This is a genomic window from Ruegeria sp. P10 (assembly GCF_056534925.1).
Genome location: NZ_JBQERJ010000003.1, coordinates 201,810 through 223,844, shown reverse-complemented (window position 1 = coordinate 223,844; position 22,035 = coordinate 201,810). Strand labels below are relative to the sequence as shown.

The following is a 22,035-nucleotide window of genomic DNA, read 5'->3' as shown; positions in this document are numbered from 1 at the left end:
AAACACGTCGCCCTCGGGGAAATACGCCCGCCGCGCGGAAGATCAGCCTCAGCCGGCCTTTCTCATCCCCATGACACGCGCCCGCGCCCGCGGGTCACTGTCAAACAGAGCCGCCAGTTGTTCGGTCATCGCGCCGGCCAGTTGTTCGACATCGGTAATCGTCACCGCCCGGTCGTAATACCGGGTCACGTCATGGCCGATGCCGATGGCCAAAAGTTCGACCATCTTGCGTTTTTCAACCATAGCGATCACGTCGCGCAGGTGTTTTTCCAGATAGTTGGCGGGGTTCACGCTCAGTGTCGAATCATCGACCGGCGCACCGTCCGAGATCACCATCAGGATCTTGCGTTGTTCGCGCCGTGCCAGCATCCGGCGATGGGCCCATTCCAGGGCTTCCCCATCGATGTTTTCTTTCAGCAGGCCCTCTTTCATCATCAGACCCAGATTGGGCCGCGCACGACGCCAAGGGGCGTCCGCGCCCTTGTAGATGATGTGGCGCAAATCGTTCAGACGGCCGGGCTGTTGCGGGCGGCCATCGTTTAGCCACGCCTCGCGCGCCTGACCGCCTTTCCACGCCCGCGTGGTAAAGCCCAGAATTTCGACCTTTACATTGCACCGCTCCAGCGTCCGGGCCAGAACATCGGCACAGATGGCGGCGATCGAAATCGGACGACCCCGCATCGACCCCGAATTGTCCAGCAGCAGCGTCACCACCGTGTCGCGGAACTCGGTGTCTTTCTCGACCTTAAAACTCAGCGGAGTGGTGGGGTTCGCGACCACACGTGCCAATCGGCCCGCGTCCAGAATGCCTTCCTCGCGGTCGAACTCCCAGCTGCGGTTCTGCTGCGCCTGCAAGCGACGTTGCAGCTTGTTGGCCAAACGGCTCACCGCGCCTTTCAGCGGTTCAAGCTGCTGATCCAGATAGGCCCGCAGACGTTCCAGCTCGGCCGGTTCCGCTAAATCCTCAGCGGCGATCTCTTCGTCGTGAGTGTCCAGATAGACCTTGTAATCCGGGTCCGCTTCAGATGCCGGCGGTGGGGCAGGCGGCTCCAGAGGCGCCTCGCCATCCGGCATCTCAGCCTCGTCACCCATCTCGTCTTCGGCCATTTCGTCCATCGAGACCTGGGCCTGAGACTGATCCTGCTGCTCTTCCTGCGTCTGCTCAGGTGTCGCGTCGGCGTCCTGTTCGTCCTGATCATCCTGACCGGTGCTGTCCGGATCGGGCTGCTCCTCGGCGTCTTCCTCGGCCTGGTCTTCCTGCTCGTCGTCCAGCTCATCGGGGTCATCCCCAAGCTGGTCGCCATATCCCAGATCCTTGATCACCTGACGGGCGAATTTGGCAAACTCCGCCTGATCCGAGAGAATCTCGTCCAGATTCTCCAACGTCCCACCCGCTTGCTCTTCAATGAACCCACGCCACAGGTTCATGATGTTTTCTGCGGCGGGGGGCAGATCGCGCCCGGTGGCCAGATGCCGGATCAAGTACCCTGCCGCAACCGACAAAGGTGCATCGGCAGGTTGCTTGCACTGATCATACCCACGCCGGATTGCTTCATGCCCGATCTTGACGTCAATATTGCTGGCGGTGCCCGGCATGTCCCGCGCGCCCATTGCCTCGCAGCGGGCGGTCTCCATCGCTTCGTACAGATCCCGCGCCATATCGCCCGGAGGCGCATAGCGCGCATGGGTCGCGTCGTCATGATACTTGCGATGCAACGCCAAGGCGTCCGCCGTGCCTCGCGCCAACAGCACTTCTTCGCGCGTCATCCGGCGCGAGACCTGAGGCAGCCGCATCGACTCGCCCGTCATGCCCGAAGGGTCCACCGTATAGGTCACCGACAGTTCGGGATCATCGGCCATGACCTTGGTGGCCTCGGCCAAGGCCTTCTTGAACGGATCGGCGGGGTTGTCGTTCTTCTGTGCCATGTCCTTAAGCCCTCATAGTACTGGCCTGCCCGGCGTCGAAAACAGCAACGGATCTGTCTTCATCTGGCCAAAAATATCCCCGCCGGAGGCATTGCGCCCGCTCCGGGCGCAATTCGGGTGCTTACCCCAAGCTTGCACTCGCCGCGCTTTCAGGCAACTCCTCATCAAAGCAGCGCTGATAGAACTCGGCCACGGTCTGGCGCTCCAGCTCGTCACATTTGTTCAGGAAGGACAGGCGGAACGCATAGCCCACATTGCGGAAAATCTCGGCATTCTGGGCCCAGTTGATCACGGTCCGCGGGCTCATGACGGTGGACAGATCGCCATTCATGAAGGCGGTCCGGGTCAGATCGGCCACGGTGACCATCTGGCTGACGGTCTTGCGGCCCTCGGCGGTGTTGTAATGCGGCGCCTTCGACAGAACGATCATCGTCTCGGCGTCGTGGCTCAGATAGTTCAGGGTCGACACCAGCGACCAGCGGTCCATCTGCGCCTGGTTGATCTGCTGCGTGCCGTGATACAGACCCGTGGTGTCGCCCAGACCGACCGTGTTGGCGGTGGCAAACAGGCGGAAATTGGGGTTCGGGGTGATGATCTCGTTCTGATCCAGCAGGGTCAGCTTGCCGTCATGCTCCAACACACGTTGGATCACGAACATCACGTCGGCGCGGCCCGCATCGTATTCGTCGAACACGATGGCAACCGGGTTGCGCAACGCCCAGGGCAGAATGCCTTCGTGGAATTCGGTCACCTGCTTGCCGTCGCGCAGTTTGATCGCGTCTTTACCGATCAGGTCGATCCGGCTGATATGGCTGTCCAGGTTCACACGCACGGCGGGCCAGTTCAGACGGGCAGCGACCTGTTCAATGTGGGTGGATTTGCCGGTGCCGTGATAGCCTTGGATCATCACACGACGGTTATGGGAAAAGCCCGCCAGAATCGCCAGCGTGGTTTCCGGATCGAACTTGTAGGTATGATCGATCACCGGCACTCGGTCGCTGCGCTCGGCGAAACCCTTGACCGCCATGTCGCTGTCAATGCCGAACACGTCACGGACCGAGATATCCTCGGTAGGTTTTGCGTTGATATCGATCGATCCGTCAGCCATGCGCCTAGTCCTTATCCTTTGGCCCGTTCACCGGGTATGAACCCGTGTGTGGTGCAACATATTGCGGGCAAGGGCAAGGGAAAGCGAAAGGCGCCCAAAGGTGCGCATGTTTTTCTTGCAAACTGGCCCTATCGTTACGCATGGGGTGTCATTCCAGAATGATAATCCACGCTACGATTTGGCACCTCGCGTTAACAAGCTTTGAGGCCGATTGCGCATAACCCAGAAGTCCTCGGTGAAAGGCTGGCAACGGCCTTTGCGCCTCGCTCAAATGCAAACATTAACATACTATCATTGAAATGCTTCTTCGGCGCGTTAACATGACTTCTAAATGTGGTTTTTTGGGCGGTCTTTGTGAGTTTGTGAGGGCTATGGTGTTCTGTTCAGTCAACACACGGAAGGAACTTGTTCATTGCGAGTTCCCTTTTGGTCCAACCTGCTTAGCGGATACAACGTATGTCGTTTGATGTCTTACTTCATTCGGTCAACACAAGCGGGCAAGGCGACTTGATCGTCCGAAACTTGACCGATCCAGCCACTGTCTCGGGTCAAACGATTTCGATCAACGGTGGTCCGTTCGTACCCTACACGTATCTTGGACAAGGTAACTACAGAGGTACCGGCGAATCTGGTGAGTTTATTCAGGTTGGAACCGAAATCTATGCCTGGGACACCAACAACCCCACCGGGCCAATGACAACCGGAAACTGGCAAATCACAACCGGAGATCTTGATCCAAACAATCCGCCCTGTTTTGTTGCTGGAACCCTGATAGAGACCGAGGCCGGTCCACGCCCGGTCGAGAACCTGATGATCGGTGACAGAGTTTGCGTGTCAGGTGGGAAAACGCTGCCGATTTTGTGGATCGGGAAAAAAGTGCTGAGTGCACAAACACTGGCTTTGCAACCGAAATTTAGACCCGTTCGCATTCGGCGCGACGCGATTTGCAAGGGTCAACCCAACCAGGATGTTTTTGTGTCCCCGCAACATCGGATCATGCTGGAAGGCTGGCGCGCCGAGTTGTTGTTCGGACAAGATCGGGTCTTTGTTGCGGCAATCCACTTGGTGAATGACGGAACAATTCAGCAGGTGCATACAGGTGAAGACATCACATATTACCACATTGCCTGCTCTCGACACGCGATACTGCACTCGCAGGGGCTACGTAGCGAAAGTCTTTTTCTGGGCGACACAGCGCTGAAGTCTTTCTGTCGTGAAGACGTCGAAGAATTGCTCGCACTGTTCCCCGAATTGCGTGACGGCACTGCAGAGTCGCAACAAACTCGCTTAAGTTGTTTGAAGCGCCGGGAAGCAATTGCATTGCGAAGCTCATACCCGGACTAAAGCGCGGATAGTTGTAATCCGAACCGCTCCTGATTTGATCCCTGGCCTCAACAAACCCCTTCAAATGTGTTCTCTGGGACCATTTACCATAGGCAATTTCTCAGTGCAGCACCGTTGAGATGGCCTTACATATCTGTGCCTTGGGTCAACCGTTGCTTGACTATAGCGAAAACCAAAGCTCGTCTTTGCGAAAGCCACCTTTTACCAGACGATCCGCGTTCAACACATCCGGAAACTCGTCCACCCAATCCCGAAACCGGTCATTTGTGACGATGCGTGCCTTGCTATCCCGCGCCGCCTGCAAGATCAGCGGGTCCGCAGGTGTCCCTTCGGGGGCCACCATGACCTGCTTGGATCGCAAGCCCAGGGCGCGGCTCAGCTTCCGGTCGTCCATATAGTGGCCTTCGACTTTGTACCCGACATTCGCATCGAACATGACGCCCGGTTTGAACCCTGCGCGCTTCAAAGTCTCAAGGACCTTCTTCAACGTACCCAGATCCGGGGTGCCATCTTTCCAGTGCATGACGTTCGAACCGTCCACGATGATCCATGTATTGGCCCGGCGCCACCTGAACCAGGCCCGTATGAACAGGATTGTGCTGGCCATCACGCAAATCAGCGCCAATAGGAACAGCCAATCCGCGTCTGTCTGAATGAAACTGGCAGCGATGAGCCCGCTTAGCGAGACGAGCAACAGGCAAATGGATGTGCGCACGAAACTGATCCCTGGAAACTCCTGCCCCCAATCCTTCACCACTTTCGCGTGGAATGAAACAGGGTTCCATACGGAACTTGCGCAGTTTTTTCAGGTTGTGTCGTCCGCGGCACCCCACCATTCAGGCAGGGCGCGCCGCGAACGCAAAGCAGGCAAAGCCGTGACCGCTACTTGAAGTTCCGGCTGTCCTTGATCTGATCCCAGGCCCAGACAACTTCCTGCAGCTGTTCTTCCTGTGAACGGTCTCCGCCATTCATGTCCGGATGCAGCACTTTGATCAGCTTCTTGTACGCTTTGCGAACCTCGGCCTTGGTCCAGCTGTCATTGGCCTCGAGAATCTCGATCGCACGGCGTTCGGTCGGCGGCAGGCGTCGTCCGCCGCCACCCGTCGTGCGGCCTTTGTTCTGCGTGCTGTTGGCACCAAGAACCTGATGCGGATCCTCGATCCCCAAACGGGCCCAGGCACGTGCTTCGGGGTCGCCCATCGGCTTGGTCTCGCGCTCCCAAACCTTGTCTTTCGATCGCTGCGCGTTCAGCTCGGCCTCGGTGGTGCCGTCAAAGAAATTCCACTTCTGGTTATATTCCCGCACGTGTTGCTGGCAGAACCAGAAAAAATCATCCAGGACATCCGGTGCTTTTGGCGCGCGGAACTTTCCTGGTTCTTCGCATCCCTCGTGGTCACAGATCCGGACCGAGGTTTCAGAGGCACCCGACATGCCCCGGCGTCCCCGCGGATTCTTCTTTTTGGCGCTGGAAACGGACATATCGAATCCGAAGGGGTCTGATTTCGCCATGCTCTAATCCTCAAGAACGCGTCTTTTCGACTCGGAGGCAGCAGTTTAATCTAAGCAGCCGAAAGTAGAAGAGGGGTGCGGCAATATTTTTGCCGCTGAGCAAAAAAATGAGTGTGACTGACGAGATCCGAACCCGCCTGCAAGCCGCCTTTGATCCGCGCGAGCTGGACGTGATCGACGACAGCGAAAGCCATCGCGGCCATGCGGGATATCAGGACGGTGGTGAAAGCCACTTCAACGTCCGTATCCGCGCCAGCGCATTCGAAGGCAAATCCCGCGTCGCCCGCCACCGTGCCGTGCACAAGGCGCTGGGCGACATCGTGCCCCGCATCCACGCGCTGGCCCTTGATATCGGCGTCTGAAGACCTTTACGTGTCAACCCGCCTCCATCTGTGCGGACGGCGTCGATGCCGAGATGGCGTATTCCTCTTCCGTCATGCCCTCTTCGATTCCCTCGAACAGGGGGGTCGACAAGTATCGCTCGCCGGTGTCCGGCAACATGACCAGCATGACAGAGCCTGCCGGCGCGGATTCGGCCAGCTTCATGGCCACCGCAATGGTCGATCCGCCCGAAATCCCGGTGAATATCCCTTCTTCGGCGGCAAGCCGGCGCGACCATGCGATTCCTTCGGGTCCGGGAATGGGGATCAACTCGTCATAGTATGAATTGTCGATGGCTTCCTGAAGAACCCAGGGGATGAAATCCGGTGTCCAGCCCTGAATCGGGTGGGGCTCGAAATCGGGGTGGCTTTCGGTCGGCTGATGGTCAGCGTTGCGCGTATTGACGTAACCTGATGATACTATTGCGGCATTTGCCGGTTCGGTCAGGATGATCCTGGTGTCGGGCCGGTCTTTCCGCAGTATACGCGAAACGCCCGAAACGGTGCCGCCGGTCCCATAGCCCGTCACCCAATAATCCAGCCGTTGCCCTTCGAAATCCGCAAGAATTTCCCGGGCAGTCGTGTTCTCGTGAATATCGGCATTGGCTGCGGTCTCGAACTGGCTGGCAAGGAACCATCCGTTTTCCTCGGCCAGTTCCTTGGCCTTGGTATACATGCCGAACCCTTTTTGCGCCTTCGGGGTCAGAACAACCTTGGCGCCCAGAAACCGCATCAGCTTTCGCCGTTCGACCGAGAAGCTCTCGGCCATCGTCACGACCAGAGGGTATCCCTTGGCCGCGCACACCATGGCCAGCCCGATCCCGGTGTTGCCGGATGTCGCTTCGACAACGGTTTGTCCGGGCTTCAGCCGCCCGTCACGTTCCGCCGCCTCGATGATGTTCAGCGCCAGCCTGTCCTTGACCGAGCCTGCCGGGTTGAAGGCCTCGAATTTCACATAGACGGTCACATGCTCGGGCGCGATCCGATTGACCCGAATGCAGGGCGTGTCACCGACCGTGTCGAGAATGCTGTCATACAGGCGTGTCCGCCCTTGTGTCTGTCGAATAGCCATTTCGATGTCCCTCCAGAATATCCGGCTAACATGCCACAGATTTCCCGAGGGTGTAGCCCTTATTGCTTTCCAATGTGGTTGGGCCGTCCCGTCTCGACTTGACGTATGTCAGAGCGAACACGGATGTCCTGCACAAGGCCACAGGGCATTTGCAATCGCTCTGGCGGTCGTACCAGCCCCCAAGCCTATGTTTTTGAAGGGTCACTTTCATCAGCGGCGTCATCAGACCGCTTCAACGACAAAGGCGGCTCGTCCGCCTCTGCTGCAATTGGTTTCGGGGCCTGTACCTCGTCGGGGCCCGGAATCGGCTGGGCCAGCGGGGTGTCATCCATCTCAGGTACTGCGCCGACCCATGAGGCATCGACTTCCTCTTCCACCACGCGGCGGAACACCAGCACATTGCGCCAGTTCGTGGTCGATCCGGTCAGACCCGAGCGTTCTTCGCTGGGCAGCAACTCGGCCCGCTGGTATTCCCAGCCATCCTGCCCCAACTGATTCAGCAGTTGCTCGACCGAGACGGCAAAGCGGCCCTCGGCCGTTTTCACGCCTTTGGCTTTGACACCTTTTTGCGGGGCGGGGATGACCTTGTATTCGTAGCGCTTCATCTACTGTTCCTAAATGCGTTTCCGCGCCAACTTAACACGCTGCCCCCCGGGTGAAAGGGCCCTTGCTCATCCGGCGGAATTCACCTCTGACCATTCGCTTCGGCCTGTGCCGCCTTGGCCACAACCAACAGGCACAGTTCCGTCGCCAACGCCATGTCCTGCACTGAAATCCATTCCAACGGGCCGTGAACGCACTGCATCCCGGTGAAAATGTTGGGGCAGGGGGTGCCGAATTCGGTCAGGCGCGATCCGTCCGTGCCGCCCCTAATCGGTACCGACAGCGGTTCAACCCCCAACTCGCGACACGCATCGCGCGCCAGTTCGACCGGAGTCATGTCGTTTTCCAGCCAATACCGCATGTTGCGGTACTGGTGGCTGATGTCGCAGGTGATGGTCGCGCGCGGTTCCGTGGCCTGCACGGCGGCGCAGACCTGCCGCACGATGTTTCGTTGCGCTTCCAGCCCGTCCATCTCGAAATCACGCAGGATCAGCTTGATCTCCATCTCGGATGATCCGCCGTTCATGTCAGTGACATGGATGAAGCCTTCGCGCCCGTCCGTGGTTTCCGGCGTCATGGTGGCCTGAGGCAATGTCTGTACGATCTTTGCCGCCAGATGCGTGGCGTTCACCATCTTTTCCTTGGCCAGGCCGGGATGGATCGAAACACCCTCGATCCGGATCACGGCGCGGTCGGCCGAGAAACTTTCATACTCGATCTCACCCACTTGCTGCCCATCCAGCGTATAAGCAAAATCCACGCCCAGATCCTGGGGAAGTTGTTCCGTGACACCCCGGCCGATCTCTTCATCCGGAGTGAACGCGATACGAATCGGACCATGTGGAACATCCTGATTTTCGATCAGGTGCCGCGCCATCGTCATCAGAATCGATACACCGGCCTTGTCGTCCGCGCCCAGCAGGGTTGTGCCCGACGCAGTGATCAGGTCGTGGCCGATCTTTTCGGCCAGATAGGGGTGGTCTTCCGGAGAAAGAACCAGATCCGGGTTGTCGGGGAAGGTGATGTCGCCACCGTTGTAGCCCTTGATCACCCGCGGCTTGACGCCGGTTGCGTTGAACTGAGGGGCTGTATCGACATGGGCCAGAAAGCCCACGGTCGGCCCCGGCGCCGTTCCGGGAATGGTCGCGACGACAACACTGTCGCCCGTCATCTCAACATCCTGCGCGCCGATCTGGATCAGCTCATCGCGCAACAGGTTCAGCATGTCGAACTGAATCTGAGTGCTCGGGGTCGTCGGGGATGTCTCGTCACTTTGACTGTCGATGGCGGCATAGCGCACCAGCCGGTCTTCGAGTTCCTGATCAAATCTGCTTTGCATAATACCTCACCTCTCTGTTGCGGAGGAAAGGGCCCAAAAAGCAGGAAGTCAAGCCGATGGCTTGACCCCAAGTCTTAAGATTTTGTGAGAAACCGGATAGTACAAACCCGCCAAAGATTGCCGGCAGGCTTGTACAAAACGAAAGGTTTACGAGCCCAGCTTCTTGCTGACCAGTTCGTTGACGGCTTTCGGGTTCGCCTTGCCGCCGGTGGCTTTCATGACCTGACCCACGAACCAGCCCGCCAGTTTCGGGTTCACCTTGGCCTTCTCGACCTGCGCCGGGTTGGCGGCGATGATCTCGTCCAGCGCGGCCTCGATCGCGCCGGTATCGGTCACCTGCTTCATGCCGCGCTCTTCGACGATCTGCGCCGGGTCGCCGCCTTCGGTATAGACGATCTCGAACAGCTCTTTGGCGATCTTGCCCGAAATCGCGTCCGAGGCGATCAGGTCGATGATCCCGCCCAGCTGCGCGGGCGAAACCGGCGAGTCGGTGATGTCGCGGTCGTCTTTCTTCAGGCGGCCGAACAGCTCGTTGATGACCCAGTTCGCCGCCAGTTTTCCGTTACGGCCCTTGGCCACTTCCTCGAAATAGGCGGCGGATTCGACCTCGGCGGTCAGCACTGATGCGTCATAGTCGGTCAGGCCGAACTCATTGATGAAGCGCGCCTTTTTCTCGTCCGGCAGCTCGGGCAGCCTGGCGGCGATATCATCGACCCATGCTTGTTCGATCTCCAGCGGCAGCAGGTCGGGGTCAGGGAAATAGCGGTAATCATGCGCTTCTTCCTTGGACCGCATCGAACGGGTTTCACCCTTGTCCGGGTCATACAGACGGGTTTCCTGCTCGACCTTGCCACCACCTTCGACGATGGCGATCTGACGGCGGGCTTCGACCTCGATCGCTTGCTGGATGAAGCGCATCGAGTTCATGTTCTTGATCTCGCAGCGCGTGCCCAGATGCGAAAAATCCTGTGTTTCCTGATACTTCTCATAGGCGCCGGGCAAACAGATCGAGACGTTCACATCGGCCCGCAGGTTGCCGTTCTGCATGTTGCCGTCGCAGGTGCCCAGGTAACGCATGATCTGACGCAGCTTGGCGATATAGGCCGCGGCCTCTTCCGGCCCGCGGATGTCGGGGCGGCTCACGATCTCCATTAGGCAGACACCGGTGCGGTTAAGGTCGACGAAGGACATATGCGGATCCATGTCGTGAATCGACTTGCCCGCGTCTTGTTCCATGTGGATACGCTCGATCCGCACCTTGCGCGCGGTACCGTCGCCCAGTTCGACCAGCACTTCGCCTTCGCCCACGATCGGGTGATACAACTGGGAAATCTGATACCCTTGCGGCAGGTCGGGGTAGAAATAATTCTTGCGGTCAAAGGCCGATTTCAGATTGATATCCGCCTTCAGGCCCAGCCCTGTGCGCACAGCTTGCTCAACGCAGTATTCGTTGATCACCGGCAGCATCCCCGGCATCGCCGCGTCCACGAAAGCCACGTTTGAATTCGGTTCCGCCCCGAATTGGGTGGATGCACCCGAAAACAGCTTGGCATTGGATGAGACCTGAGCATGCACCTCCATCCCGATCACCAGTTCCCAATCGTGCTTGGCCCCGGCAATGGTTTTGGGTTTGGGCATTTCGTATGTCAGATCGAGCATGGCGCGCCTCATTTCCGCAGAAGTCTAAGCCTGCGTATTAGGCCCGGCAGGGCTTAGGGGCAAGGGGGAATCCTGTCGTGTTCAGTTCTGGGAAAACCGCAGGCCCGACGGTGTGAATGTCACATCCATACCGCTGCGCAGTTCTTCCCGGAACAGATCCGAGATGGCGCGCAAGGCATCGCGCTGACCGCGCGCTGCAAATCGTTCGGGCGAGTTTATGCGGACGGAATTGTTGAAACCGTTGGCCGCATGCGCCCAGATCAACGGGTGCAATTCCGTCAGGTGATCGCGGATAAGCCGGTTTGCCGTGTCGCGCATCTGCGAACGGACAAGGTCGGCCTGATCATTCAGGCCAAATCCGTTCTGGACGGTGATCGCGCAGTAGGATGACAGCATGTTGATCATCTGCTGATCGGGCCGCAGGCGCAGGATATCACGCAGACCCTCAAGGAAATACTCGATATCGACGCGGGCACAGGCCTCTTCGTCCAATGCGATGGCGTCGAACTGAACCCATGTGTATCCGCCCGCGCCCCAGATATCCTGTGTCCTGGCGGCTGTACGCAAGGCTTGCAACTCCAGCTCTTCGTAGCTGCCGAACCACCGGGGCAGAAGGTGGCTGCCCATCGCGCGCATGTGGCGCTGATTGCATGGATCCAGCGTGATCAGCCGTTCATATTCTTCGGCCACCCGCGCGTTGGATTTGCGCTGACCAGCCAGCAGCGCACATCCGGTCGCTGCAATCAGGGGGCTGTCGGGGGCATCCTTCCTGCATTTGGGCAGGATTGCTGCGGCCCGGTCGAAATGCGCGGCGCAGCGTGACCGGTGCAAAGGTGGCAGCGTCGCGTCCGAGGCCGTACCGCGCCATGCCCACGCCAGATCGATATGGGCAAGGGCAACGACGGTGGCGATCATCGGGTCATAGGGGTTGTCCGCCATCTCGCCTTCAAGTTCCGAGATGCCCCCCAACAGGTCGTAATCCGAGATGGCCGCGCCATCCGAGAGCGCATGTTCAGCGGCCAGAACAACGTCAGACCTTGCACCGAACGCCAGCAGATCGGCCACCGGCATACCATCCGCAACGGCGGCGCGATCCTGATCAGCCACGCGCATTTCCTGCGACAGCTCCGCCCAGCGGTCCTGCCGGGCGAGATAGCGGCCATGTTCGATCGTGGAATGTCCGATCAGATCATCGCGGTCGGATTTTGCGACGGGAATATTCAGCTGACCCTGCTCGGGCAAGGCAGCCGCAAGCGCGGATTTTGTCGCGCACAGATCTGCTGAAACATTTGTAGGAGTAGCTGTGGATGGGGCGAACAGTGCCCTTAGCGACCGAAACATGGCGATACTCAAAACTGTAAAAACGTATAACTGACACCGAAGTCTGGCGGGATATCGGGTTCAAATCAAGTAAATTGCCGATTAATTTCTTCTTTTCGTGTCCAATTCACCATTCAAGGGTCCAGTGTTTCAGAAAACAGTGAAATGATGCCGTTCTACGCGAAATCCGGCTTGTTTCAGAAGGGTTTCCAAATCCAGATGCGCCGGCAGCGACTCATCCGGCAGACGGATTCGTTTGCCGGAATGCAAAACGATCGACACTCGAACCGAGAAATCCCAACGGGTGTCAAAGCGGAAATGGTCGATGTCGCGCAGCGCGACCTCTGCCTGCCGGTTCCCCGTGAACCAGCTTAGCGCATCCTGATCCAATTGCATGCCTGCGCTGGTGTTCTGAACCACGTCCCAAAGTGCGGGCAGGGTGGCCAAAGACAGCAGCCCCGTGATCCACCAGGCCGCGTCAAACAGGACAACCAGCGTCAGCAACGCCGCATAAACGCCGGCCAGGATGGCCAGCGTTCGCAAATTCCGGTTGCTGCGGGCAAAGCTGTAAGGCGTCATGCGCCGAGGATGCGGGACACCATTTCGGTCGTGTCCCGCGACAGGTTCGGTGTTTCCGCGATGCGGGAAAGCTGCGCACGCATCAGGGCCTGACGATCCGGATCATACCGTTTCCAGGTCTGGAACGCCGAGCACATTCGGGCCGTGGTCTGTGGGTTTACCGGGTCCAGACGGATCAGCCAGTCGGCCAGCAGGGCGTATCCGGCGCCATCCGGCTGGTGGAACCCTGCGTGGTTCATCGCCAAGGCCCCCATGACGGCGCGGAACCTGTTCGGGTTTTTCCAGTTGAAATCGGAATGCTCGGTCAGGGTCGCGGCAATTGCGGGTGTCGCCTCGGGTGCTGCCATCGCGACTTGCAGGCCAAACCACTTGTCCATGACCAACCGGTCATGCTGCCACTGGTCGTAGAAGGCATCCAACTGCGCCTCACCCTTGCGGGCGCGTAAAAGGCAAGACAGCGCCGTCAGTTGCAATGTCATGTTGTCTGCCTTGCCGTACACCTCGGCCGCCATCGCCCCGCCGTCCAGGCGAGAGGTCAGCGCCAGCGCGGCGCTGCCAAGTGCCCGTTTGCCGGACTGCTCGGCGTTCGGGCTGTAGGGGCCGTCCACCAAAGCCTCACTGTGCAGGCGGGGCAGCAAATCCTGTACGGTCTGGGCTGTTGCCTGCCGCAACGTTTCCACTGCGGTCCAGATCGCCATAGGGTCGGGCGTGTGGCCACGGTCGTGCAGCGCCGCTGCCAATTCCGATTGTGTCGGCAATCCCAGCATCAACGCACGATAGGCCGGGTCCAGTTCGTCATTGCGCAGCACAGTCAACACGCCGTCAAGGTAATCGGTATCCGGTGCCGCATCCTTAAGGATCATCCGCATCAGGGTGTCCTGCGCCAGATCCCGTCCTGCCTGCCAACGGTTAAACGGGTCCGTGTCATGCGCCAGAAGAAACGCGCGTTGCGCGTTCGACTGGTCATGTTCCAGAATGACAGGTGCCGAGAAATCGCGCAGGATCGATGCTGTGGGTTTCGCCGCCAGGCCAGTGAACGCAAAGCTCTGTTCGGCCTGCGTCAGTTCCAGCACTTCGGTCGCGCGAACCTCATCGCCATTTGGCCCAATCAGGCCGACTGCAACCGGGATGACCTGAGGCAGTTTCTCCTCCTGTCCCGGCGTGGGATCGGTTCGCTGTTTCAGCGTAAGTGTATAGGTGCCGTCGGCCCAGTCTTCCTGAACCCTGACGCGCGGAGTGCCCGACTGGCTGTACCAACGTTTGAATTGTGTCAGATCGCGCCCGGTGGTGTCTTCGAAAACCTTCAGCCAGTCCTCGATCGTGCAGGCCTGACCGTCATGGCGTTCAAAATACAGATCAAGCGCCTTGGCATAGGCCGCATCCCCGACCAACCGTTTCAGCATGCCGATCACCTCGGCGCCCTTCTCATAGACGGTGGCGGTGTAGAAGTTGTTGATCTCCTGAAAGCTTTCTGGGCGCACAGGATGCGACAACGGCCCGTTGTCCTCGGGGAACTGCCGGGCACGCAGGTCTATGGCATCGTGGATGCGCTTTACCGGGGCCGAGCGCATGTCCGATGTGAATTGCGCATCCCGGAATACTGTCAGACCTTCCTTGAGGCACAGCTGGAACCAGTCGCGGCAGGTGATGCGGTTGCCGGTCCAGTTGTGGAAATACTCATGCGCGATGATCGCCTCGATCCGTTCGAAATTGGCGTCGGTCGAAGTTTCGGGACTGGCGAGAACGGCCGACGAGTTGAAGATGTTCAGCCCCTTGTTTTCCATAGCGCCCATGTTGAAGTCATCGACGGCGACGATGTTGAAGACGTCCAGGTCGTATTCACGGCCATAGACATCCTCGTCCCATTTCATCGACTTCTTCAACGCCTCCATGCCGAAGGCGCATTTTCCCTCGTCTCCGGGACGGACCCAGAGGTTCAGTTCGACGGTGCGACCTGATCTGGTGGTGAACTGACCGGGATGTGCAATCAGGTCTCCGGCGACCAGAGCGAACAGATAGGCGGGTTTTGGCCATGGATCGACCCATTCGGCCCAACCTTCACCCTTGCCCGACGGGTTGCCGTTCGACAGCAGAACCGGCAGGTCGCCGTTGATCCGAACTGTGAAGGTGGACATCACGTCTGGCCGGTCGGGATAGAAGGTGATCTTGCGGAACCCCTCGGCCTCGCACTGGGTGCAGTACATGCCGTTCGACATGTACAGACCTTCCAGCGCGGTATTGTTGCCGGGGTCGATTTCAACCTCGGCTTCCCACAGGAACGGGGCGTCCGGGACATCTGCGGTTAGTCCTTTGTCGGTCACGTCTGGCGTGATCTCGGCCCCGTCAATGGCGGCGCGGATCAAGTTCAGTTCTTCCCCGTGCAGAAAGAAGGTGCGGTCGGTTGCGTCAGGATTGGGCCGGAACGCAATGCGCGAGGTGACGCGCGTGGCGTGCGCGTCCAGATCAAAAGTCAGGTGCACGCTGTCCACCAGATAGCCAAACGGTGTGTAGTCTTTCAGGTAGATCGTGGTGGGGGCAGCGTCGCGCATCTTGGGCCTCGTATCTGTTCGGGACTGGCGCGACGTTAGGGGCTTCGTTCGGGCGCTGCAACCGGCCCTGCCATTGCCTTGAGGTTTTTGAAACAGCTTCAAGCCGAAGCGAATGCCCCAAATGACGGGATGAAAGTTGCCTATCGGAAACTTTCCGCCTAAGTCACAGTGCATACAATGGCGCACAATCGCAGGAGAGCAGGAATATGACGGACAGACAAACCCTGAGCGGACTGCAGATCGATCCGGTTTTGGCTGAGTTCATCGAGACGCAGGCGCTGCCGGGCACGGGCGTCTCTTCGCAGAAGTTCTGGGCCGGCATGGCGCGGATGGTGGACGAACTGGGGCCGAAAAACCGTGAGCTGCTGGCCAAACGGGCCGAGATCCAAAGCCGCATCGATGGGTGGCACATGTCCCGAAAGGGGCAGAACACCGATGCCGCTGAATATGAGGCTTTCCTGAAAGAGATCGGGTATCTGGTCGAAGAAGGCGACGCGTTCCAGATTGAAACGGCCAAGGTCGACCCCGAGATCGCCCTGACCCCGGGCCCGCAACTGGTTGTTCCGATTACCAATGCACGCTTTGCCCTAAACGCGGCCAACGCGCGCTGGGGCAGCCTGTATGATGCGCTGTACGGAACCGATGCAATGGGGGATCTGCCGGCAAGCGGTGGCTATGATGCGGCGCGCGGCGCACGGGTGATCGCATGGGCCAAGGCGTTTCTGGATGATGCCGTGCCTCTGGCGTCGGGATCATGGGCGGATGTCACCGAACTGGGCATCACCGACGGTGCGTTGACCCCTGCGCTGGGCGATCCCGCTCAATTTGCCGGGTTTGGCGGTTCGGCGGACACGCCCGACTTTGTGCTGTTGAAAAACAACGGCCTGCACATCCAGATCATGATCGACTCCACAAGCAACATAGGCGCGACCGATCCCGCAGGCATTGCAGATGTCCAGTTGGAATCCGCACTGTCCACCATCATGGATTGCGAAGACTCGGTTGCCTGTGTCGATGCCGCCGACAAGGTTGTGGCCTATGGCAACTGGTTGGGCCTCATGAAAGGCGACCTGACCGAAGAGGTCACCAAGGGCGGCACAACGTTCACTCGGAAACTGGCCGAGGACCTGAGCTTTACCACTCCGTCGGGTGATCAGGCCAAGCTGAAAGGCCGGTCCCTGATGCTGGTGCGCAACGTGGGTCACCTTATGACCAACCCGGCCGTGCTTGACGCAGAAGGGCGCGAGATCGGCGAAGGCTTGATGGATGCTCTGTGCACCACCCTGATCGCCATGCACGACCTGAAGCAGGACGGGGGCAATTCTGTCGAGGGCTCTGTCTATGTGGTGAAGCCCAAGATGCACGGGCCCGAGGAAGTTGCGTTCTCGGTCGAGATATTCGACATGGTCGAAGACATTCTGGGCCTGCCGCGCAACACGGTGAAGCTGGGCATCATGGATGAGGAACGCCGCACCTCGGTCAACCTCAAAGAGTGCATTCGCGCCGCAAAATCACGCGTCGCCTTTATCAATACGGGTTTCCTGGACCGGACCGGCGACGAAATTCATACCTCGATGGAGGCCGGTCCGATGCTGCCCAAGGGCGACATTAAGAATACGCCATGGATTGCGGCCTATGAAGATCGCAATGTCGATATTGGTCTGGCCTGTGGCCTGAAGGGCAAGGCGCAGATCGGCAAGGGCATGTGGGCCATGCCGGATCGCATGGGCGATATGCTTGAGGCCAAGATCGGCCACCCCATGGCCGGAGCGACATGTGCCTGGGTGCCGTCGCCCACGGCCGCGACCCTGCACGCAACGCATTACCACAAGGTCGATGTGCTGGCCCGTCAGGACGAGCTGGCCGCAGGCGGCGCACGTGGTACGTTGAAGGATCTGTTGACCATCCCCTTGCTGGCTGGACGCAATCTGAGTGACGAGGAAATCACGCGTGAACTTGAAAACAATGCGCAGGGTATCCTCGGCTATGTCGTGCGTTGGGTCGATCAGGGCGTGGGCTGTTCCAAGGTGCCCGACATCAACGATGTCGGCCTGATGGAAGACCGCGCGACGTGTCGGATTTCGTCGCAGGCACTGGCCAACTGGCTGCATCACAGCGTCGTGGATGAAGCTCAGGTCATGGCCGCACTGCAAAAGATGGCCGCCGTCGTGGATCGCCAGAATGAAGACGATCTGAATTACACACCGATGGCGCCGGGATTTGACGGTATCGCCTTTCAGGCCGCATGCGATCTGGTGTTCAAGGGCCGGGTTCAGCCCTCGGGCTATACCGAGCCGGTCCTGCATGCGCGCCGTCTGGAATTGAAAGCCAGCCAAAGATAACACCGACAACAGCCCACAGACCAATCGTTTGCGGGCTTCGTCGAACTTCAATCTGACGAGAGGACCTTCAGATGTCAGTTTCCCTACGCAAGGCCCGCACCATCATCCGCAAAACCCTGGAAAAGGGCCGAGAGATGGAGTTGAAGCCGCTCTCAGTCGTGGTTCTGGACGCCGGTGGGCATGTCATTGCGTTCGAGCGCGAGGATGGTGCAGCACCGGGCCGGTTCGGGATTGCACAGGGCAAGGCCTATGGGTCGGTCATGCTGGGAATGGCGGGCACCGCGCAGATGCAGCGCGCTGAAACACAGGCCTATTTCATGGCCTCTGTAAATGGCGTCTATGGTGGTCAGGTCGTGCCTGTTCCGGGTGGCGTGCTGTTGCGTGATCGCAAGGGGGCCGTGATCGGCGCCGTTGGGGTTACCGGAGACACATCAGACAATGATGCGCTGGCCGCAATGGCGGGGATCGAGGCAGCCGGCCTGATCGGCGAGATTTAACAAGAGCGTTGTATTTATACGTCTTTCCCGCTGAGTGGGGAAATTTTTTCCATCGCGCAGATGTTCGTTGGAAAATTTTTCCAATTAAGCGGGGCGGGCCAGAACGTACAGTGCGTCTTCGAACACGTCCCTGCGCTTTCATGCAGGGCGTGTATTCTTGCACGTTAAAACCGCTGCCGCTAGCTTCCTTGACAGGCACAACAACAGCAGGGAAAGCGGAATGTCTCGGCCTGTCGTCGGTATCATCGGCAACTCGTACCTCATGAACGATCAATACCCCACACATGCTGGGGGAACGATGAATTCGGATGCCGTGGCCAACGTGTCAGGATGTCTTCCGTTGTTGATACCCGCAGATCCGCGTTACGTGTCGGTAGATGAGTTGCTGGAGGTCTGTGACGGCTTTTTGCTGACCGGCGGTCGCCCGAACGTGCACCCGGAAGAATACGGGGAACCTGCAACCGATGCACATGGCGAATTCGACCGGGCACGAGACGCCATAACTCTGCCGTTGGTTCGGGCCTGCGTTGAAAGGGGGCAGCCGTTTTTGGGCATCTGCCGGGGGTTTCAGGAAGTCAACGTTGCCATGGGCGGAACGCTTTATCCCGAGATACGCGATCTGCCGGGGCGGATGAACCACCGGATGCCGCCCGATGGAACCCTGGAGGAAAAGTTTGCCCTGCGTCATGTGGTGACACTGGAAAACGGCGGCGTTTTCCACAAACTGTTCGGCGCAACCGAGGTCATGACCAACACCTTGCACGGTCAGGGCATCAAAACGATTGGGCAGCGCGTGGTCATTGATGGCCATGCACCGGACGGGACGCCCGAAGCGATCTACATCAAGGATGCGCCCGGCTTTACCCTGTCGGTTCAATGGCATCCGGAATGGGACGCGATCAATGACCCGGTCTCGCGCCCCCTGTTCGAAGCCTTCGGTGATGCGGTGCGTGGATGGGCCGCCGGAACGGTTCATCAGGCAGTTCAAAAATCTGCCTGAATGACACCGGCCCCGACGAGGGGGAAATCGGGCCGGTGCCGTGCGATCAGACCAGCAGGTTGAACTGATTGATCAGCGGAAGCGAGCGGGCGCGCTTGCCCGTCAGGTCGAAAAGCGCATTGCCGAGTGCCGGCATCGAAGGCGGTGTTCCGGGCTCGCCCGCACCACCCATATGCTGATTGGTTTCCAGCACGCGCACCTCGACCTGCGGGGCTGTGTGCATCCGCATCGCGTCATAGTCGGGGAAGTTGAACTGCTCGACTTCGCCTTCCGCAAAGGTGATCTCACCGAAATACGCGGCAGACAGGCCGTACATCATGCCGCCGAACATCTGCGCCTTGACGTTTTCCGGGTCCAGCGCCAGCCCCATGTCGCAGGCAATCCAGGCCTTGCTGATGCGGATGGTGCCGTCTTCGTCGACCACTTCGATGACCTGGGCCACCGGAGTGCCGAAGCTGTATGTGAAAGCCACGCCCCGACCGACGCCTTCGGTCGTCTGACCCGTCCAGCCTGACATTTCCTTCACCGCTTCCAAACATCCCGCCGACGGCGCGTGTTCGTTCCTCATCAGCTCCAGCCGGAACTCCAGCGGATCACGGCCTGCGGCATGAGCCATCTCATCCATGAATGTTTCATGAAAAAAGCCGTTATGGCTGTTGCCGACCGAGCGCCAGAACCCCACGGGAACAGCCAAATCAGCAATGTGGCCGCTCATGCGGTAATTCGGTACCGCGTAGGGCTGGTTGAAGAAGCCCTCGACCAGCACTTTGTCGGGCCCTCCGCCGGGGAACCCGGTGTAGCGCTCGACCGCCTGTTGGGTCGTAGATTGGGCCGCGACCTTCCCGTCAATGAGCACGGCCTTGCCGTCCTGAACCGCGCCGCGCATCCGGGCGATGGCGCCGGGGCGGAAATAGTCGTGACGCATGTCCTCTTCGCGGCTCCAGGTCGTCTGAACCGGTGTGCCGGGCATGGCCATGGCAACCTTGGTTGCGATTTCGCCGAAATCCAGTTCGCCCCTGCGACCAAACCCGCCACCCAGATAGGTGGTGTGGATTTGGACGGCTTCGGTATCCAGTCCGGCAGTGTTGGCAACGCGGAACTGAATCAGTGTGGGGGCCTGGTTGCCGCACCAGAGTTCCAACGCATTTCCCGTGTAGAGCGCGGTGGCATTCATTGGCTCCATCGTTGCATGGGCCAGATAGGGCACGCGATACTCGGCGGTGATTTCAATGGCGTTTTCCGGGCTCGCGCTGACATCGCCGTCGTCGCGCATGGTCGAGTTCGGTGCGTCGTCAAACGCCTCGGCGATCCTGGCAAAGATGTCTTCGGTTTCCGGCGGATAGGGCGCGTCGCCCCAATCGACATCAATGGCCTCGACTGCCTGATTGGCCAACCATGTGTTGCTTGCGATCACGGCCACGCCTGTGCCCAGATCGACGACCTTCTCAACCCCGGGCATGGATCTTGCGTCGCTGTCGTCAAAGCCGTTCATCGCGCCGCCCAGTTTGGGGTTCATTCGCACGCTGGCGAATTTCATGCCGGGCAGGCGGACATCGACGCCGAATTCAGCGGTGCCTGTCGCCTTGCCCACCATGTCGAGACGCGGTTGGCTTCGGCCCAGATAGCGCCATTCGGACGGGTCTCGCAACGGTACCTCAACGGGTTCCAGCCCGGCGGCATCCTCGGCAAGCATTGAATAGGCGATCTTGTCGCCGTTGGGGGCAATGACATGGCCTGACGCCGTTTTCAGATCCGAGGGGTCGACGCCCAACCGGTTTGCGGCGGCGCGTTTGAGTGTTTCACGGGCCGAAGCACCGGCTTGCCGCATCCGGTCGAACCCATCTTTCATCGAGGTCGAGCCACCCGTGACTTGCAGGCTGAGCGTCTTGCCCAGAACACCCAGTGCCTCGCCCAGATTGTGCTGGAAATTCGAGATATCGTATCCCTTGTTTGGCAACCCTTCGCCCACAAGGGCCGAATTGTAATAGGCCGCCGCAGCGGGGCCGTGCAGAACGGTGATCTGATCCAGATCGACATCCAGTTCCTCGGCGATCAGCGCGGCCCATGTGGTTCGGACGCCCTGACCCATTTCCGCGCGGGGCGCGAACAATGTGACACGATTCTGGTCAATCAGCACAAACGGGTTCAGTGCTGCCTCTCCTTCGCGGGGTTTCAAGGGGTTGGCCGCGGGGCGGGTCACGTAATAGGTGCCAAAGGCCACGCCGCCAACGATCGCGGCAGAGCCGATCAGGAACGTACGGCGGAGGATTTTTCCAACGGAAGCCATTGCTTACGCCTCCTTCAGCTTGGATGCCGCGTCATGGATTGCTGCGCGGATAAGGGGATAGGTGCCGCAGCGGCACAGGTTGCCCTGCATCGCTTCGTCGATGTCTGCGTCAGAGGGGGCCGGGTTTTCCACCAGCAATGCCGCGGCCTGCATGATCTGGCCCGACTGGCAGTATCCGCACTGCGCGACCTGATGATCGATCCAGGCCTGTTGGATCGTGGCCAGCGCGTCCGGCGAGCCGAGCCCTTCGATCGTGGTCACGTCACCCCAGACATCCGAAAGCGTCACCTGGCACGAGCGCACGGCCTCGCCATCGATATGCACGGTGCAGGCCCCGCATGCGGCCACGCCGCAGCCGAACTTGGTGCCGGTCAGCCCGACCTCGTCCCGCAGAACCCAAAGAAGGGGGACGTCATCAGGCAGATCCACCTGATGTTGCTTGCCGTTGATCTTCAGGGTCGTCGCCATGGCGCACCTCGTGTTACTGTGGCTGGTTTCTGACATAATTGTGGGAAAGTGTC

18 protein-coding genes are annotated in these 22,035 nt (G+C 59.4%); 5 read left to right on the top strand and 13 right to left on the bottom strand.

Features of this window, described 5'->3' with window-relative positions; translation table 11 throughout:
- Window positions 1-48: 48 nt before the first annotated feature.
- Both cobT and cobS read right to left on the bottom strand, forming a co-directional pair.
- Window positions 49-1,926, bottom strand: a complete 1,878-nt coding sequence (cobT, locus tag ACR0FB_RS06965; RefSeq protein WP_171167240.1) for a cobaltochelatase subunit CobT — start codon at window positions 1,924-1,926, stop codon at window positions 49-51.
- A gap of 121 nt (window positions 1,927-2,047) precedes the next feature.
- The gene (gene cobS / locus ACR0FB_RS06960) at window positions 2,048-3,034 is read right to left on the bottom strand and encodes a cobaltochelatase subunit CobS (protein ID WP_152458642.1); all 987 of its coding nucleotides are present in this window, start codon (window positions 3,032-3,034) and stop codon (window positions 2,048-2,050) included.
- Between the two features lie 456 nt (window positions 3,035-3,490).
- Between cobS and ACR0FB_RS06955 the strand changes: the two genes are divergently transcribed.
- Complete coding sequence (locus ACR0FB_RS06955) at window positions 3,491-4,378, top strand: Hint domain-containing protein (protein ID WP_171631035.1); 888 nt, start codon at window positions 3,491-3,493, stop codon at window positions 4,376-4,378.
- A 160-nt stretch (window positions 4,379-4,538) separates the two neighbouring features.
- Here ACR0FB_RS06955 and ACR0FB_RS06950 read toward each other — a convergent pair whose 3' ends face one another.
- Both ACR0FB_RS06950 and ACR0FB_RS06945 read right to left on the bottom strand, forming a co-directional pair.
- Window positions 4,539-5,093, bottom strand: a complete 555-nt coding sequence (locus ACR0FB_RS06950; protein WP_371732208.1) for an NYN domain-containing protein — start codon at window positions 5,091-5,093, stop codon at window positions 4,539-4,541.
- 167 nt (window positions 5,094-5,260) lie between these two features.
- Window positions 5,261-5,887 carry a J domain-containing protein gene (locus ACR0FB_RS06945; protein WP_171631037.1) on the bottom strand — a complete coding sequence of 209 codons (627 nt, stop codon included), beginning with the start codon at window positions 5,885-5,887 and terminating at the stop codon, window positions 5,261-5,263.
- A gap of 107 nt (window positions 5,888-5,994) precedes the next feature.
- Between ACR0FB_RS06945 and ACR0FB_RS06940 the strand changes: the two genes are divergently transcribed.
- On the top strand, window positions 5,995-6,249 hold the full coding sequence (locus ACR0FB_RS06940; RefSeq protein ID WP_171631039.1) for a BolA family protein: 255 nt from the start codon (window positions 5,995-5,997) through the stop codon (window positions 6,247-6,249).
- Window positions 6,250-6,262: 13 nt separating this feature from the next.
- Here the strand turns inward: ACR0FB_RS06940 and ACR0FB_RS06935 are convergent, their stop codons facing one another.
- The 7 genes from ACR0FB_RS06935 to pepN form a co-directional block, all read right to left on the bottom strand.
- On the bottom strand, window positions 6,263-7,339 hold the full coding sequence (locus tag ACR0FB_RS06935; RefSeq protein ID WP_480619860.1) for a PLP-dependent cysteine synthase family protein: 1,077 nt from the start codon (window positions 7,337-7,339) through the stop codon (window positions 6,263-6,265).
- Window positions 7,340-7,524: 185 nt separating this feature from the next.
- The gene (locus tag ACR0FB_RS06930; RefSeq protein ID WP_171631043.1) at window positions 7,525-7,944 is read right to left on the bottom strand and encodes a DUF4177 domain-containing protein; all 420 of its coding nucleotides are present in this window, start codon (window positions 7,942-7,944) and stop codon (window positions 7,525-7,527) included.
- Window positions 7,945-8,024: 80 nt separating this feature from the next.
- Complete coding sequence (gene pepT / locus ACR0FB_RS06925) at window positions 8,025-9,281, bottom strand: peptidase T (protein WP_480619859.1); 1,257 nt, start codon at window positions 9,279-9,281, stop codon at window positions 8,025-8,027.
- 147 nt (window positions 9,282-9,428) lie between these two features.
- Complete coding sequence (gene gatB, locus ACR0FB_RS06920) at window positions 9,429-10,940, bottom strand: Asp-tRNA(Asn)/Glu-tRNA(Gln) amidotransferase subunit GatB (protein ID WP_171722930.1); 1,512 nt, start codon at window positions 10,938-10,940, stop codon at window positions 9,429-9,431.
- An 81-nt stretch (window positions 10,941-11,021) separates the two neighbouring features.
- A complete protein-coding gene (locus tag ACR0FB_RS06915) occupies window positions 11,022-12,281 on the bottom strand; it encodes a hypothetical protein (protein WP_245217960.1) in 1,260 nt (419 codons plus the stop codon).
- 129 nt (window positions 12,282-12,410) lie between these two features.
- On the bottom strand, window positions 12,411-12,839 hold the full coding sequence (locus ACR0FB_RS06910; protein WP_171722931.1) for a hypothetical protein: 429 nt from the start codon (window positions 12,837-12,839) through the stop codon (window positions 12,411-12,413).
- Window positions 12,836-15,388, bottom strand: a complete 2,553-nt coding sequence (gene pepN, locus ACR0FB_RS06905) for an aminopeptidase N (RefSeq protein WP_480619857.1) — start codon at window positions 15,386-15,388, stop codon at window positions 12,836-12,838. The genes ACR0FB_RS06910 and pepN overlap by 4 nt, the downstream gene beginning before the upstream one ends.
- A 206-nt stretch (window positions 15,389-15,594) precedes the next feature.
- Here pepN and ACR0FB_RS06900 point away from each other — a divergent pair, with 206 nt between their 5' ends.
- The 3 genes from ACR0FB_RS06900 to ACR0FB_RS06890 all read left to right on the top strand — a co-directional run bounded on the left by ACR0FB_RS06900 (window position 15,595) and on the right by ACR0FB_RS06890 (window position 19,227).
- Complete coding sequence (locus ACR0FB_RS06900) at window positions 15,595-17,730, top strand: malate synthase G (protein WP_480619855.1); 2,136 nt, start codon at window positions 15,595-15,597, stop codon at window positions 17,728-17,730.
- A gap of 71 nt (window positions 17,731-17,801) precedes the next feature.
- Entirely contained in the window at window positions 17,802-18,227 is a 426-nt protein-coding gene (locus ACR0FB_RS06895; protein ID WP_152458631.1) for a GlcG/HbpS family heme-binding protein, read from the top strand.
- Between the two features lie 220 nt (window positions 18,228-18,447).
- Complete coding sequence (locus tag ACR0FB_RS06890; protein WP_171631058.1) at window positions 18,448-19,227, top strand: gamma-glutamyl-gamma-aminobutyrate hydrolase family protein; 780 nt, start codon at window positions 18,448-18,450, stop codon at window positions 19,225-19,227.
- A gap of 46 nt (window positions 19,228-19,273) precedes the next feature.
- Here the strand turns inward: ACR0FB_RS06890 and ACR0FB_RS06885 are convergent, their stop codons facing one another.
- Both ACR0FB_RS06885 and ACR0FB_RS06880 read right to left on the bottom strand, forming a co-directional pair.
- A complete protein-coding gene (locus ACR0FB_RS06885; RefSeq protein WP_480619853.1) occupies window positions 19,274-21,514 on the bottom strand; it encodes a xanthine dehydrogenase family protein molybdopterin-binding subunit in 2,241 nt (746 codons plus the stop codon).
- Between the two features lie 3 nt (window positions 21,515-21,517).
- A complete protein-coding gene (locus ACR0FB_RS06880) occupies window positions 21,518-21,982 on the bottom strand; it encodes a (2Fe-2S)-binding protein (RefSeq protein ID WP_480619851.1) in 465 nt (154 codons plus the stop codon).
- Window positions 21,983-22,035: the final 53 nt, after the last annotated feature.